This is a genomic window from Methanoregula sp. (assembly GCF_002835825.1).
Taxonomy (GTDB): domain Archaea; phylum Halobacteriota; class Methanomicrobia; order Methanomicrobiales; family Methanospirillaceae; genus Methanoregula.
The window spans coordinates 1-13,346 of sequence record NZ_PIZH01000014.1 but is presented as its reverse complement, the minus strand read 5'-3'; the positions used below and the strand labels follow the sequence as shown (position 1 = coordinate 13,346).

The 13,346-nt window shown below is 58.6% G+C and carries 17 protein-coding genes; 8 read left to right on the top strand and 9 right to left on the bottom strand.

The window, feature by feature from the left end; genetic code table 11:
• Nucleotides 1–47 precede the first annotated feature (47 nt).
• The 3 genes from CW742_RS01215 to msrA all read right to left on the bottom strand — a co-directional run bounded on the left by CW742_RS01215 (nucleotide 48) and on the right by msrA (nucleotide 1,175).
• Nucleotides 48–308 carry a hypothetical protein gene (locus tag CW742_RS01215; protein WP_292415598.1) on the bottom strand — a complete coding sequence of 87 codons (261 nt, stop codon included), beginning with the start codon at nucleotides 306–308 and terminating at the stop codon, nucleotides 48–50.
• 52 nt (nucleotides 309–360) lie between these two features.
• Nucleotides 361–615 (bottom strand): hypothetical protein, encoded by a 255-nt coding sequence (locus CW742_RS01210; RefSeq protein ID WP_292415597.1) that lies wholly within the window; start codon nucleotides 613–615, stop codon nucleotides 361–363.
• A 65-nt stretch (nucleotides 616–680) separates the two neighbouring features.
• Nucleotides 681–1,175, bottom strand: coding sequence for a peptide-methionine (S)-S-oxide reductase MsrA (gene msrA / locus CW742_RS01205; protein WP_292415596.1), 495 nt, complete (start codon nucleotides 1,173–1,175; stop codon nucleotides 681–683).
• Between the two features lie 105 nt (nucleotides 1,176–1,280).
• Between msrA and CW742_RS01200 the strand changes: the two genes are divergently transcribed.
• Genes CW742_RS01200 through CW742_RS01185 form a run of 4 tightly spaced genes read left to right on the top strand, consistent with a single transcriptional unit; the run spans nucleotide 1,281 to nucleotide 4,204 of the window.
• On the top strand, nucleotides 1,281–1,481 hold the full coding sequence (locus CW742_RS01200; RefSeq protein WP_292415595.1) for a PspC domain-containing protein: 201 nt from the start codon (nucleotides 1,281–1,283) through the stop codon (nucleotides 1,479–1,481).
• Between the two features lie 40 nt (nucleotides 1,482–1,521).
• Nucleotides 1,522–2,625, top strand: a complete 1,104-nt coding sequence (locus CW742_RS01195) for a glycosyltransferase (RefSeq protein ID WP_292415594.1) — start codon at nucleotides 1,522–1,524, stop codon at nucleotides 2,623–2,625.
• 34 nt (nucleotides 2,626–2,659) lie between these two features.
• Entirely contained in the window at nucleotides 2,660–3,001 is a 342-nt protein-coding gene (locus CW742_RS01190; protein ID WP_292415593.1) for a hypothetical protein, read from the top strand.
• 45 nt (nucleotides 3,002–3,046) lie between these two features.
• Nucleotides 3,047–4,204, top strand: coding sequence for a hypothetical protein (locus CW742_RS01185; protein ID WP_292415592.1), 1,158 nt, complete (start codon nucleotides 3,047–3,049; stop codon nucleotides 4,202–4,204).
• Between the two features lie 371 nt (nucleotides 4,205–4,575).
• Here the strand turns inward: CW742_RS01185 and CW742_RS01180 are convergent, their stop codons facing one another.
• The 4 genes from CW742_RS01180 to CW742_RS01165 all read right to left on the bottom strand — a co-directional run bounded on the left by CW742_RS01180 (nucleotide 4,576) and on the right by CW742_RS01165 (nucleotide 7,593).
• The gene (locus CW742_RS01180; RefSeq protein WP_292415591.1) at nucleotides 4,576–6,228 is read right to left on the bottom strand and encodes an ATP-dependent DNA ligase; all 1,653 of its coding nucleotides are present in this window, start codon (nucleotides 6,226–6,228) and stop codon (nucleotides 4,576–4,578) included.
• 79 nt (nucleotides 6,229–6,307) lie between these two features.
• Nucleotides 6,308–7,096: an MBL fold metallo-hydrolase gene (locus CW742_RS01175; protein ID WP_292415590.1), complete on the bottom strand. Its 789-nt coding sequence runs from the start codon at nucleotides 7,094–7,096 to the stop codon at nucleotides 6,308–6,310.
• A gap of 112 nt (nucleotides 7,097–7,208) precedes the next feature.
• Nucleotides 7,209–7,394: a hypothetical protein gene (locus tag CW742_RS01170; protein WP_292415589.1), complete on the bottom strand. Its 186-nt coding sequence runs from the start codon at nucleotides 7,392–7,394 to the stop codon at nucleotides 7,209–7,211.
• Between the two features lie 10 nt (nucleotides 7,395–7,404).
• Entirely contained in the window at nucleotides 7,405–7,593 is a 189-nt protein-coding gene (locus tag CW742_RS01165) for a hypothetical protein (protein ID WP_292415588.1), read from the bottom strand.
• Nucleotides 7,594–7,744: 151 nt separating this feature from the next.
• Here CW742_RS01165 and CW742_RS01160 point away from each other — a divergent pair, with 151 nt between their 5' ends.
• Together CW742_RS01160 and CW742_RS01155 are read left to right on the top strand one after the other, a co-directional pair.
• Complete coding sequence (locus CW742_RS01160; protein ID WP_292415587.1) at nucleotides 7,745–8,875, top strand: putative sulfate/molybdate transporter; 1,131 nt, start codon at nucleotides 7,745–7,747, stop codon at nucleotides 8,873–8,875.
• A gap of 68 nt (nucleotides 8,876–8,943) precedes the next feature.
• A complete protein-coding gene (locus CW742_RS01155) occupies nucleotides 8,944–10,053 on the top strand; it encodes an acyltransferase family protein (RefSeq protein WP_292415586.1) in 1,110 nt (369 codons plus the stop codon).
• Between the two features lie 58 nt (nucleotides 10,054–10,111).
• Here CW742_RS01155 and glp read toward each other — a convergent pair whose 3' ends face one another.
• Complete coding sequence (glp, locus tag CW742_RS01150) at nucleotides 10,112–11,320, bottom strand: gephyrin-like molybdotransferase Glp (RefSeq protein WP_292415585.1); 1,209 nt, start codon at nucleotides 11,318–11,320, stop codon at nucleotides 10,112–10,114.
• Nucleotides 11,317–11,493: a hypothetical protein gene (locus CW742_RS01145; RefSeq protein WP_292415584.1), complete on the bottom strand. Its 177-nt coding sequence runs from the start codon at nucleotides 11,491–11,493 to the stop codon at nucleotides 11,317–11,319. Before CW742_RS01145 ends, glp begins: the two co-directional genes overlap by 4 nt.
• A gap of 129 nt (nucleotides 11,494–11,622) precedes the next feature.
• Here CW742_RS01145 and CW742_RS01140 point away from each other — a divergent pair, with 129 nt between their 5' ends.
• Both CW742_RS01140 and CW742_RS01135 read left to right on the top strand, forming a co-directional pair.
• A complete protein-coding gene (locus CW742_RS01140; protein ID WP_292415583.1) occupies nucleotides 11,623–11,853 on the top strand; it encodes a sulfurtransferase TusA family protein in 231 nt (76 codons plus the stop codon).
• A 27-nt stretch (nucleotides 11,854–11,880) separates the two neighbouring features.
• On the top strand, nucleotides 11,881–13,128 hold the full coding sequence (locus tag CW742_RS01135; RefSeq protein WP_292415582.1) for a DsrE family protein: 1,248 nt from the start codon (nucleotides 11,881–11,883) through the stop codon (nucleotides 13,126–13,128).
• The last annotated feature ends 218 nt before the right edge of the window (nucleotides 13,129–13,346 follow it).

The following is a 13,346-nucleotide window of genomic DNA, read 5'->3' as shown; positions in this document are numbered from 1 at the left end:
TTATCCGATCTGGTTTATAAGCCTGCGTTCCATGTGCGGGGAGGGAACTATGGGTATAGGTCTTTCCGGATCAGGACCATTGCCCAGAGCATCGAGGCGCCGGCAGCGAGGAATACCAGCGCGTCCAGTTCTTCCGGCACGTGCAGGGAAAAAATCCGGGTGCAGTTGAAGAGGACAAAAAGGGTGAATGTGATGGCGATGAACCAGCCATACACTTTCTTCTTCTGGATGGCAATCATCACCGCTGTCAGGGCAACGAATGCCTCGGCAGCGGATGCGATGAGCTGGATAGCCCCTGAGATGTCCATGGTATGCAGGTGGTGCGGTTCCGCTGATAAATCCTGTGAATGGCAGTCCCGTCTACCGTGATCTCCAGAGGAGCCATACGGCACAGACCATCGATATGCAGGCAATAAGGAGCACCAGCGCGTGCAGCTCGGCCGGCATCTCCAGCGTAAAGATGCGGGCAAGGTCGAAGACAACGAAGAGGGTGAACGTGATGCCGATAAACCAGCCGTAGAGTTTCTTCTTCTGTACGGCGATCAGGAATGCAATCAGGGCAACTGCCACTTCTGCAAGCGTTGCGACAAGCTGGATGGTTCCGGAGATGTCCATGGTACGTTGGTATTTTCGGGACTGCTGATAAACAATGCGAAAAAAACCGGGAAATACGTAGAGGATCAGAGATGACAGCGCCCGCCGCCCCTCTTTTTGAAGAACTGCTGGTGGTACTCCTCGGCGCGGTAGAACGGTCCGGCCGGCTGGATGGCGGTCATGATGCTTCGCGATCCATATTTCCCGGAGAGCTCGATGTCGAGTTTTGACCTCCGTGCAAGGGTCCCCTGCTCTGCGTTGTGGAAGAAGATCGCCGAGCGGTAGTTCGGCCCGATATCCGGCCCCTGCCGGTTGAGCTGGGTCGGGTCGTGGACAGACCAGAAAACGCTCAGCAGTTTCTCGTAGCTGACGCGGGCGGGGTCGTACGTGACCTGCACCACCTCGGCATGGCCGGTCTCCCCCGTACAGACCTGCTCGTAGGTTGGACTTTCAACAAACCCGCCCATGTATCCGACGGCGGTACTGATCACGCCGTCGATGGTGCGGAACGCCTCCTCCACGCCCCAGAAACAGCCAGCCCCAAAGGTAGCAAGCGTGCGGGTACTTCCTGTCCCAGCCATACCGGTCTATTCTCAATCTTGGCGTCCGGGAGATAAATCTCTCGGTTATGGCAGCCCGGGATACAGAAGCGAGGATTAATGCCCGAAAATCCCCATTCTTTCGGTATGAAACAGCTCGTTCGCCCGAAAGATGGCCGCATGATCGCGGGAGTCTGCGCCGGGATCGGAAACCATCTGGACACCGACCCCACGGTCATACGCCTCATCTGGGCTGCGCTTACGCTCATTTCCCTTGGCACCGGCATCATCGTTTACCTCGCTGCATGGATCCTTATCCCCGAAGAGCCCGGCGGCGAGACCCCATAATTCATCATTCATCAGGACAAACCTGTCCTGAAGCGCTGGAATGAAGATCCTCTTTGTGGTCTGCGGGGAGGGGCTGGGGCATGCGTCCCGGTGCCTCCATCTCGGGCATTTTATGGAAGAGCAGGGACATGCGGTCCACTATGCAGGGTACGGCAAGTCCTATACCTTCATGAACCAGCACGGGTGTTCGGTGCTCCATCGCGTGCGCCGCGAGGTCTGCCTCCAGGGCAAGGGGGGTTTCTTCAGCATGAGACGGACCCTCTGGCACTCGAAGTTCCTCCTCCTCGATCTTATCCGGTCGGCAGGCCGGGTCTTCCTTCTCATCCGCGAGCACCAGTACGACTGCGTTGTCTGCGACACGATGTACGGCGGGGTGCTCGCGGCACGGCTGCAGGGTGTGCCGGTTGTCTTTATCACCAACCAGAACCATTTCTGCGGGCCGAACGGGAAGACAAACCCGCTCTGGCGGCTCCTCTCCCGTCTTGTCCGTGGGTATTTGCGGCTCGCAAAAAAAGTCATCATCCCCGACTTTGCGCCACCGAACACGATCAGCCAGTATAATATCCGGATCCCCATTCCCGAACAGAAACGGTACCGGTATACCGGCCCGTTCTACATGCTGGACCCGTGCCAGTACGTCCATGAACAGAAGACCATCTTTGCCAGTTTCGGCGGGGAACCCTACAAGCTCCCGATGTACCTTATGCTCCGCGAAGTTGCCGGCCGGCACGAGGACGAGACTTTCGATGTCTTCTCCACGACCCCGGGGCTCCCGGAATCGTCCGGCAACTTCCTGACCCACGGCTATGTCAAAAACCTGTACGAGCACATGGCACAAGCAAAGGTCGCGATCGTCCACGGCGGCCTGACAACGCTCCACGAGACCATGAGTTTTGGAAAACCTGTCCTGATTATCCTGGACCCAAAACACCCCGAGCAGCAGAACAATGCCCAGAAGATCGTTGAGATGGGGGCGGGGGTTTCCATCGATGGAAGGAGTCTCACTGCGGAAACCCTGGAAGAAAAACTCACCGAGGCCATGAAGATCGTGCCGCAGCCCTTCCAGGCAACTCCAGGCTCGGCCAACGGCCGGGAGAAGGCCATGGAGATCATCCTTGCAGTTGCCGGGCGCAGGCAATGTTAATTCCACAAAAGATCCTAATCCATTCTTTAGTCCTATGACAGCACCCGGGCCCATCACCACGGTCAAAGCCGGAAGCGAGTTCCGCATCTGCCCGTCCTGCGGGTACGAGCTGGGGTTTCATACCTCGTTCCTTGGTACGAACGCCGACAAGGACAACCCCGTCAAGTCCACCCGCGAGGTGTTTCGCGTCATCCTCATCTGCCCGGAATGCGGGGCGCGCTATGATGTCGGCTGGCGGGTCTCGTTCTCGGAGCTGGAGAGCAAATTTGTCATAGCGCCGGTCCGGCCTGTGCAGGCACCGGCCTCTTCCCCGCAGGTCACGATCATTACAAGCCCCCCCGCTCTCCCGTCCCATGACCTAAAAGATCCGGATTAATTCTTCTTCAGGCCTAATCCTTCATCAGGAGGTTTTAGTACAGCGATGATTCGGTGTGCCGAATGCAAGGGCAAGGGTCTCTGTGGGCTCCCCCGCTGCCCCATCGTGAGCCGGTTCCACGCACAGGCGGCCTCGATGGCAAAGCCGTCCGCGAGCTACCAGGGCAGCTCCCCCTCGGTCTTCATCGGGAGTTTCGGCTATCCCGATGTGCAGGGAGGCCCGCTCTTAATCGATGACTCGGACAATCCTCCTGACTGGCTGAAGAGAAATCTCGGCATGGACGAGATCGTGGGCATCCGTGCCCGCACGCTCCGGGGAAGCTCTGCCCTCACCCCTGTCGCCGGGAGCCTTCAGGAGATTGCGCTCTCGTCCGTCCCGCTGGATGTGGATGTTGCCTTCGAGCGCCCGGTTTCGTTTTCGCTCACCTTTGACGGGACCATGGCGCCGGTCGGGATGACCGGTTCCGTGAAGAAGATGGATGTGATCGGCAGCGCGAGGGTGGAGCGGGTGGTGGACCGGATCACCTCCGACACCGATCTCCCCGCAACCGAGGCCTGCATTGCGCTGGCAAACGAATCCGTTGATGTGTACCAGGTCTCGAAGCTGATGACCGCGGGGCTCCTTGGCAAACGGCGGCGGTTCGTTCCCACGCGCTGGGCCATCACGGCAGTTGACGACACGGTCTCGACTGACCTGAAAAAGGAGATCGCCCGTAACGCCCCGATCGAGGAGATCCTTGTCTTCTCCGGAGAAATCTTCGGCAACCGCATTGCCTGCATTCTCGTGCCGGGCGACTGGCGGTACGAGATGGTCGAGGTCTGGGGGGCGCACACCCTCTGGGGCGGGGAGGAGGAGATGATTGTGCAGGACCGCGAAGGGATGAAAAAGCAGGGCTATTCCCCTATCACGGGCGCCTACTACTCGGCCCGGCTCGCCGTCTGCGAGTACCTTGATCGCATCCGGCGGTCTGCCCGCGTCATCGTTGTCCGGAGTGTCTCGAACGAATACTGGGCGCCGCTGGGGACATGGGTGATCCGGGAGGCAACCCGGAAGGCGATGGCTGCCCCGCCGCTGGTGTTCCCGACGCTCGATGCTGCGGTAGCCCACACGGTCTCCGTGATTGGCTCTGACAGCTGGGTACACCACAGCACGCTGATCCCCGAACTGCGGACGCAGCGGACGCTGGGGGAGTTTTTCTCGTGAGGAAAAAATCTGATAAAAAAGGAAAATGGGTCACCAGTCTTCGAATAACATCTGTTTCCTGTTCGAGTCATGGTCAATTTTCTTCACTGTGAAAATTATCATTCGTAAGATGGGGGCTGATGCCCCCATACCCCCGATTGTGATGAACTGCCGCCGCCCCGAAGGGCGCCCCGCGGCGGCATCAATAACCTGTTCGAATCATTGTAGAATTTCTTGTACGGGTAATAATGCGGCATCACCTGCGCCCCCGCCCCTCGGGGCGGGCTGGCGCAAGGGGGGCGATCGCGGGAAGACAAGAATTATCCTACACAGAACAGTCTTCACTCTTCTCCATCTTACCAGAGACAAAGAAAAGACACTGACAGATTTTACTAATTCTGATACGCCTGCGCCGTGTTCGCCTGCCGCTGGTACCGGGCCCGGATGCTCTCGATGGTCTCGATATCCGAGATATCCTTGTCGTCCCGGATCCGGATGAACCGGGGGAAGGGGAGGGCAAAGCCCGCCTCGTAATTCACGCTCGCCTGCAGTTCCGCGTACCCGACTTCGAAGACGAGCGTAGGCTCGAACGTGACCTCTTTTCCCGCCTTCCGCTCAACAGTGTCCTTGAGGAGATCATACACTTCGGCAAGCTGCTCGTCAGAGAATCCGGTTGCGACCCTGCTTAAGGGGAGGAGCTTTCCCTGGTCCTGGCAGGCGACAAGGAACGAGCCGAAGACATGGGCCCGCTTCCCCTCGCCCCACTCGGCGCCGATCACCGCGAGGTCGAGCGTGTCCACTTCGGGTTTGATCTTGATCCAGTTCTTCCCCCGCTGGCCCGGGGAGTAAGGCGAGGACGGCACCTTGATCATGATCCCCTCGTGGCCTGCGGCAAGGGCATCGTTGTAGGTCTTCTCGATCGCTTCCTGCTCGCTGCTGACCGTCTGCGGGGCGATGTACATCTTCACAACGCTCTCCAGCTTCTTCCGGCGCTCGAAGAACGGGAGACCGATGAGGGTCTCGCCGTCAAGATACAGGATATCAAAGACGTTTGGCACCATCTCGATCTTCTCCTGTGCCTCAGCAACATCGTGCCGGCGCCGGAACCTGCGGAGCACGGACTGGAACGGCATCGGCTTGCCATCTTTGATTGCGATCACCTCGCCGTCAAGAATCACGTCGTGGTCGGTTGCGCCCATCAACTGCCCGATGACATCCGGCAGCGCCGCGGTCACGTCCTCGAGCCTCCGCGAGTAGAGCCGGGCCCAGTTGCCTTTTTTATGGAACTGGAAGCGGGAGCCATCGTACTTGAACTCCGCCGCGATCTCGCCGTGCTCTTCGATCATTCCTGCAATGGACCCTTGCTGGGCCAGCATCATCCGGACCGGGTGGAAAAGCGTGATCTTCACGTCCTCCAGCGCAGCGGGACCGGTCTTGGCAAGCCGGGCCACCTCGCCCATGTCGTTTTTGGCCTGCTGGGCCTGCTCAACAAGAGAGGAGTCGACTGCAAACGCTTTTGCCACAGCTTCCCGCACGCTCCCTTCCCCGACACCGATCCGCAGCTCTTCGAGCATGATCCGGGCAAGGTACCGCCCCTCAATCGGACGGGCGTTTCCCAGCAGGCGGCGAACAGCGAGACCTTTCTCCCGCTGGGACTTCTTCCCCTCCGTATCGGCAATGGCGATCAGCTCGTTGTACACCTGCACCAGTTCGAGGTCCTCGTGGAAGAATGTGGTCTGGGACTTCTCCGCGAGGAGTTCCTCAACCGCCGTACCGACATCCCCGGTTGCCGTGATCTTGTCGATCACCTGCTCTTTTTTCACCCCGGCAACGTACCCGGCCGCCTCGTACAGGAGGTTTGGCCCGATGCCAAGTTTCCTGCTGCTCCAGTCCGGGAAGATCCGGCCCATCACGAACCGGACAAAGACCGGCAGCTCCTCATCGGTCAGGCCAGGGAGGACCTGGCTGATGATTTCGATCATGTCGAGCCGGCCGGAGGTCTTCTCCAGCTGCCCGCAGGTCTGTGCAAAATCCTGGAAGAGCATCGCGGTGTTCCCTGCTGATCTTACATGGGTGGGGGGATGAACATAATCATTTCTTACCGGTGAGGATCCATGGATCCGTTCAGAGCCGGATCTCCTGCGGCGATGCAGGGCAGCTCCCACATTGCGTTGCCACAACCACGTGCTCTTCCTCAAAAAAGAGACCAAGACCGTCCCGGGCCGTGCCCCGTGCTCTCTCAGGCGTATTGTTAATCTCGCTCAAGTGGGCGAGGATGATGTGGGGTACATCCTTTCCAAAGCCGTGGAGGCATTCGGCTGCGGCCTGGTTGGAGAGGTGGCCGTGCTTTGACCGGATCCGCCGCTTGAGCGATTCGGGATACGGCCCGTTTGCCAGCATCTCCGGGCAGTGGTTGCTCTCGAGAACGATCCCGTCGCAGGGCCGGAGGAGGGAGTGCATCTGCGGGGTCATGACCCCGGTGTCGGTGCAGTACCCGATCCGGCAGTCGCCCTCGCTGACAATGAACCCGCAGGGTTCTGCCGCGTCATGCGAGGTGGCAAACGGCTCAACGGAGATGTCCCCGACCATGAACCGTTCATGGTACCGGCAGGTATGGTGGACGAGCGGCTTTTTCGACACCTTGCGGAATCCCAGGAAATCGCGGAGCGTGCCTTCGGTTGCATAGACCGGAATATCGAGTTTCCGTGCGGTCACGTCAAGTCCGCGGATATGGTCGCCATGCTCGTGGGTGACGAGGATGGCGCTGATCGCGTCCGGGTCGAGACCGGCCATGGCCATGCGACGGAAGAGTTCCTTCGCGCTGAGGCCCGCGTCGATCAAAAGGGTGGCGGATGAGCCTTCGATGATGGCACAGTTGCCCTTGCTCCCGCTGGCAAGCACAGTACAACGCATTACCGTAGTATTGGCCTTCTTCGTATTAGAGATTTGATTTGCGGCAGGCCGGGGCCGCTCGTGATAAACGTGCCCGCGATGGGAACGCGGCCGAAAAAAACGAGAAAAAAGATTATTTCCGGGGTTTGAGCGTCTCGTATTCGGCAAGCACCGGCGCAATGGTCTTTGTGGATACAGAGCGGCGCACCAGTGTGGTGAGTTTTTTTGCATAGTGGATATGCGCTACCTGGAAACTGACGATCAGGCCAAAACAGAAACAGGTGACCATGACCAGGGAATAACTCAGTATGTCTACCATAGTTCCACCCTCACGACTCCCTCGCAAGCTCGTCCACGAGCGGGACGACCGAGTCAGCATCCGAACACTCCTTTGCAACAACGAGGAACCGTTTCGTGTAGTACATAACCAGCAGCTGGTACCCGAGTACCATCCCGATGGCAAACGTGATGACCCCGATACCGATATAGATCAAAAGGTCCGTGAACATATCCGCCATAGCATACCTTAGTGACTGTTACAGTGAACAAACAGATAAATTTATTGAATGCATGCCCGACGGCGACCGGTAAAGCGTCTTAATAAAGGTTAATTTCGGTCAATCCCTTTATTGTAATAAACACGGGCGACCGCCGCCCGTGCCTGCGTCCATGAACAAAGACTCCCCGCTCCCGCTCTCGTTCTCCCTCACGGAGCTTGCAGGATCTCTCGGGGACTTTGGGACCATCATCCCGCTCATCCTTGCCGTTGCGCTCGTCTCGGATGTGGACCCCCGCTACATCCTGCTCTTTTTTGGGATCTGGTTCATCCTCACCGGCCTGTATTACCGGCTGCCCATCCCGCTGGAACCGATGAAAGCGATCGCCGTTGTCGTTATTGCCGCGGGTGCGACCGGGGGGATTTCATCCGGCGAGATCGCTGTTGCCGGTATAATCCTTGGTGTCATCTTCCTCATCCTCGGCTACGGCCGTTTCTTTGAGATCATCGAACGCTACGTGCCGCAGAGCGTTGTGCGGGGTATCCAGCTCGGCCTTGCCCTCCTCCTCTTCCGCTCATCAGCCGGGTTCATCATCGAAGACCCTCTCTTCTTCGGGATCGGGATCGCTGTCATTGTCGGCTTCCTCCTCCTGGTCCGGTTCCGGGGGATCCCCGACCTCTCCTCGATCTGTGTCATCGTCGTGGGCCTTGTGGGGGGCATCATGCTCTTTGGTCTGCCCCCGATAAGCCTGATCCCTGCACCACGGCTCGTGATCCCCCTCACCACGGATGTCATCCCTGCCGTATCGGAGCTGGTCCTTCCCCAGCTCGTCCTCACCATCGCAAATGCCATCCTCGCCACCTCGCTTTTGACCAAGGACCTGTTCGGCCGGGATGTGCCACCGAAAAAATTCTCCACCACCATCGGCCTGATGAACCTGACCTCGGTCCCGTTCGGCGGGTTCCCGATGTGCCATGGTGCCGGCGGGCTTGCGGGGCAGTACCGGTACGGGGCCCGCACCGGCGGGGCGAATATCTATGCGGGCATCATCTTCATTGTGCTTGCCCTCTTCTTTACTTCGCCGCAGGTCCTCTCCCTCATTGCAGTCGGCGTGCTCGGCGCGTTGCTCGTCTTTGTCGGGATCGAGATGGGGCGCCACAGCCTGAAGACCGATTCGCTCGCAGTGACCGCGGTCATCGGGTTCCTTGCACTCGTCAGCTCGATCACGCTTGCCTTCATTGCGGGGATGGTCCTTGCATACCTGCTGGCATGGCACGCGAAGAGGGCTGCACCGGCGAACTGAAAAGGTTGGTCGGGGGCAGTCCATAGCGTAACCGTCTTCTTTCCCGGTATCGAATATCAGATCATCTCATGGTCCGGCTGCATTTCATTGACAACCTGCGGTGGATAGCAATCCTCCTGCTCTTCCCGACCCACGCCGCTTTCGTCTTCTGTACCGGCTGGTATAGCTACTATGTGCTGTCCCCGTACTTTTCCGTGGCAGCGCATTGCCTCACGGTTGCCATTGAGCCCTGGATCATGCCGCTCCTCTTCTGCATTGCCGGCATCAGCACGAAGTTCGCGTTACAGAAACGCACGCCCCTCGCGTACCTGAGAGAACGCACAGAGCGGCTGCTTATCCCCTTCCTTGCCGGTGTGGTCATCGTCTGCCCTGTTATTGCCTACTTTGCCCTGAAATTCAACACCGGCTATGACGGCAGTTATGCCGGGGCAGTCGTGCATTTTTTCAGCACAGCCTCCACCTTTCCGTACACCAACGGGATGGTGGGGGACTTCAGTGTGGATCATCTCTGGTTCATCCTGTTCCTGTTTCTCGTTTCGCTTGCCGCACTCGGCCCGATCCTTCTCTGGCGGCGGTTCTTGGGGTCCCGGTTCACCTCCTTCACCATACCCCTTCCCGTTCTCTTCCTCCTCTTTGTCCCGGCCTGGCTCCTGAACGCAGCCGGCCCAAATGTGGCAGGGTATTCGTTCCTGTCGTATTTCCTGTTCTTCCTTAGCGGGTACTCCCTGGTTTCGATTGAAAAGGTCCAGGTCTCCCTGGAAGACAATTGGGCGCTTCTCGTTGTGGTATGGATCGCGCTCACCCTCGGCGTCATGTGGATTGGCGGGATCGCGCTCGGTCACGGAGAATTCTTCTGGGGGTCATCCCCGCTCTTCGTCCTGACCGGTTGGACCGGGGCACTTGCCCTCCTGGGTGCAGGGAGGTACCTGCTCAACTTCTCCAACAGTATCACAACATACCTGTCCGCGGCATCGTACCCGGTATACATCATCCATCATGCCGTGTTGGTGGCAGTTGCGTACTTCCTCATCACTGTTCCTGTCCCGCCCGCGGTGCAATACACGCTTATCGTCCTCCTCAGTCTCCTTTTGACGTTTGCCTGCTACGAGATCATCAGGAGAATCCCGGTTGTCCGAGCACTGTTCGGTGTTGCCGCCCGGAAAAAGGATTGCGTGTAAGCGGCCTGTAAAAAAAGAGGCATCGACTGGAGCAGGGTGGCCTTATCCCCGGGGTGGATCACCATAAAATAACGTCAACGGTGCTGCCCTTCTCAAGCCCCTCGAAGCCGGCCGGGATCCGGATCAGCCCCTGGCTCCGGACAAGCGTGTTGAGGAGGCCGGACTTGCCAAAGAGCGGAGTCGCGATCCCGTCTTTCACCTTCACGCGGACGTACTCCTCTCTCCCTCGCTGCGAGGGGATGTTCTCGGAAAGCGTTGCCCGCACGGTCCGGACGAGGGGCTCACTCTGCCCGAGCATCCGGTCGAGCAGCGGGCGGACGATCGCGATCAGGACGACAAAGGCCGAGGCCGGGTGTCCGGGCAGCCCGAAGACCGGTGTGCTGCCGACGGTCCCGATGATGGTTGGTTTGCCCGGCGCGAGCGCAATCCCGTGGACCAGCACTTCACCCTGCGATGCAATGACGCTTGCCGTCATGTCCCGGTCGTCCTTGGAGCTCCCTCCTGAAAGGAGCACGACATCGCATTCTGCAACCGCCCTTGTGATCACGGCCTCGAACGCTTCGCGCTCATCCTTTACGATTCCGTACCGCCGCGGCAGGCAGCCGTATTCAAGAAGCCATGCGGCAAGCATCGGGGCATTTGCGTCCCGCACCTGCCCGGGCCCGGGCACGACATTGGCTGGCACGAGTTCGTTACCGGTCGAAATGATCCCGACAACGGGCTTTTTTGCCACGGTGACATCCGCACAGCCACAGGCGGCGAGGACGCCGGCATCCTGCGGCGTGAGCCTGCGGCCGGTGGAAAAGACACGCTCTCCGGACCGGAAGTCCTCGTCCTTCCTGATGATATTCTCTCCGTGGGATGCCGCCTTCCTGATGAGTATGGTGTCACCGGCAACTTCGGTATATTCCACCATCACCGCTGCATCGGCGCCCTGCGGGAGAATGCCCCCCGTGGGTATGTAAGCGCACTCGCCATTCCCGATAACGAGCGATGAATCCAGGTTTCCCATCGCGATCCTCCCCACGCACCGGAGGAGCGCGGGGATCGAGTCTCCCGCACCGGTCGTATCGGCCGACCGGACCGCGTACCCGTCGACAACCGATCGGTCAAAGCCGGGAATGTCCGTATCCGATCGTATATCTTCTGCCAGCACCCTCCCGGCGGATGCATCGATCGGGACTGTCTCTGCCTGCGGTGCAGGGGCGATCCGTTCCACTGCCTTTACGGCATCCGCTACGGGAATGACGGAGAGGAACCTGCTCATTTGAAGCAGCCCAGCTGGCACTCCCGGATCTTGATCCGGTTCTTTGTGCAGTACTCGCCCACGGCTTTCCGTGAGACTTTTGCCTTCTCGGCGATTGCAAACGCCTGCGGGCAGGTGATCTTCTCGGTAATTCCTGCTTCTTCTATTGCCTTTTTTATCTTCTCGTCACTCATGGTTGCTCATGTTTGGTGTACTTCCTTATTGGGTTTACTTTTTGTGATCAGGCATGGCAGCACAGGGATTTTTATCCCGGGACAAAAGAATGAGAGATACCGTAATCTGCCTGAACCGGGGTTTATTCCGTGGCAAAACAGAAGAAACTCGATATTTCCGGTAAAACGAGCCCGTATTGCCTGTCAGTCGTAGAGAAAAAAGCAAAGGCTTTATCCCCGTCAGGGGAATTATTCATTACCTGCGATAATTTCCCCGCCGTTACAACCTTCATTCCGCGGATTGCACGGGAGGGGGGCCTCTCTATGGAGATCGCACAATTGCCGGACGGGCACTGGGAGATCCGGCTGGCGAGAAAATGAAACCCTGAAAAGAATGAGTTCCTGACCATGACAACGCATTTTTTCCTCCTTTCCGGCAGCCTGTCCGTTGAGCGGCTCTCGTGGATCGAGGAGTGTCTCAAGTTCTTCTTTGTCCAGCTCTACCCGGAGTCGCTGATGCACCGGGCCCCGGCCGAGAGCCCGGTCGTCACGTTCCTCTTAACCGGGGACGCATTATACAGCCTTGAGGATGCCGAGACCGTGCAGGTCTGGTCGGTCATCCTCTCGCTGACCGCGGTCAGGATCGTCTGCGACCGGCAGGAGCTGGATCTCCGCGGGGTATCGGCCGGTCGCCTGAAGATGAAATATCCCGAACAGGTGATCGACAACAACAGCCTTGCCGCGGACAACCATCCCTCGTTCTGGAAGGACGTGGTCGGGCTCGTGCGGCAGAACCGGCCGCCGCTTCCCGATGGCATCGGCTGGCTCCAGGGCGAGTCGCCCTACATGCATCTCTCCGCCGTGTATGCCCTGCGGTGCCTGAACGCCGGCATCGAGGCACGGCTCTCACCGGAACTGTACGCGTACCTTGACGGCATCCACATGGGACACACTGCCCAGCACCCGACCGAATCGGAGAATGTCGGGCACGGTCTCGAGGAGATCCATGACCGTGCGGCAAAACAGAATGTTTCAAGCCTCTTCCTTGCCTGCAACCGGTATGCGACGGCGAGGGGGTACAGCACCTGGGATGACGGGAAGGGATCGGTTATCTCGACCTGCGCCATCAAGCCGTTCCATATCCGCGACCTGAACGCGATTGTCGACCGGTTCGAGCGCCCGCATATCATCCTCTCATCCAATGCCGGCTCGATCAACTTCCCGAAGAAAGGGATAACGGTCTCCTTTGACCGCGCCGAGAAGAGCAGCACCGCTCCCCCGGTAACGATCCTCGTCACCTCATCCCCGTACAGCACCGAGATGGTGCTTGGGGCAGTCTCGTTTGCCGTTGCCTGTGCCCACCAGGGCGTGCTGACCCGCGTTGTCTTCCTTGAAGACGGTGTGTACTCGGTTGCCGGGGCACACCGGGCACCCGCGGAGTCCCCCCTCTTCACGATCCAGGATGTGATCAATGCGGTGGCGGGAAGCGAGAACCTCCACTTCTTTGTGCTCGTACCGTCCCTGCAAAAGCGGGGGCTCACGAAAAACAAGGACTTAAACGCAGTCCTTGACATCGGATTCCCGGGGCTTGGTAAGATCCTGTTCTATCCCCCGGGGAATGTGCATGCCGAGCACCAGCGGGTGCTGGTGTTCTGATAGCGGGTATTCTGTTACAGGATCCCGTGTCCCGCCCCAGCAGAGATCGCTCCGCCACTCCTCCTTTGAGCAAGGGATTTCATCCATGAGTGGAATTATTCTGTCGATTCCCCATACCTGATATGGTCGCATAATTATCTTAAAAAATTATCATTATAAGAAAATAAAACAGAAAGCAATAAATAATTTTATAAAAAAACACGGAAGGAAGGTGATCC